This is a genomic window from Roseofilum sp., assembly GCF_982964205.1.
Map to the genome: position 1 here is coordinate 1 of NZ_CEZBFX010000234.1, position 1,050 is coordinate 1,050.

The 1,050-nt window shown below is 47.0% G+C and carries 2 protein-coding genes; one reads left to right on the forward strand and one right to left on the reverse strand.

Annotated features, from left to right (window positions below; genetic code table 11):
- On the forward strand, positions 1–262 hold a 262-nt coding region (locus AC3A14_RS24690), incomplete at its 5' end, for a hypothetical protein (RefSeq protein WP_487779253.1).
- Between the two features lie 51 nt (positions 263–313).
- Here AC3A14_RS24690 and AC3A14_RS24695 read toward each other — a convergent pair.
- Positions 314–1,050 (reverse strand): toprim domain-containing protein (locus AC3A14_RS24695; RefSeq protein ID WP_487779254.1); only part of this gene is annotated, 737 nt, incomplete at its 5' end.

Sequence of the window (1,050 nt, forward strand, 5' to 3'; positions counted from 1 at the left end):
TGAACAGGAAACGGGAGCGCTTCGCTCATTCGGTCATCTGAAGTGGAATTTTTGGGAAGGTATCTTACTCCATATATCTCAACCCTATATATTTGAGGAAGAAGAAAATTGGGAGTGCGAAACTCTTCATATCGAGTTACTACAGCCTCAGAGCTTTAACGCTCTACCTGCCTCGATCCAACAAGCATTTTTTCAGGCAGGTTGTGTCTCTAATAACTTGATTGAATTGATTGATGTCCCCGACAAAATTCTAAGGAAATGACATGCTCCCGTGCCCTGAGCGGAGTCGAAGGGCACGAGGGAAGACCGAGGTTTAAATATCCAAATCAGCCAGGTTTAATTTGGGTCCGTAGGTTTCGATAAACTCGCGACGGGGAGCGACCCGATCGCCCATTAACACCGTGAAAATACGGTCTGCCTCGGCTGCATCTTCAATTTCTACCCGTTTCATCATCCGGGTTTCCGGGTTCATGGTGGTATCCCACAACTGAGCGGGCATCATTTCACCCAACCCTTTAAACCGTTGGATGTTGTAATTGGCATTCTCCGGGAATTGGCGAATCTGCTCTTGTAATTCGCGATCGCTATAACAATAGTAATGCCGCTTGCCGCGCTCCAACTTATACAACGGCGGACAAGCAATATAGATATAGCCTTGGTCTACCAAATCCCGTTGATAGCGATAGAAAAAGGTTAACAGCAGGGTGCGAATATGGGCCCCGTCCACGTCAGCATCGGTCATAATCACCACCCGATGGTAACGCAACTGTTCGGCATTAAAGTCTTCTCCCTTAATCCCTAAACCCAATGCCGTAATCAAGGATTGGATTTCATTATTTTTGTAGATCTTGGCATCATCGGTTTTCTCGATATTCAAGATTTTACCGCGCAAGGGCAAAATCGCTTGAAATCGGCGATCGCGTCCTTGTTTAGCCGAGCCGCCCGCACTATCTCCCTCAACCAAAAAAATCTCCGACTCTGCCGGATCTCTGGTACTACAATCTGCCAATTTACCTGGCAATGTCGAACTTTCCAACACTGACTTGCGGC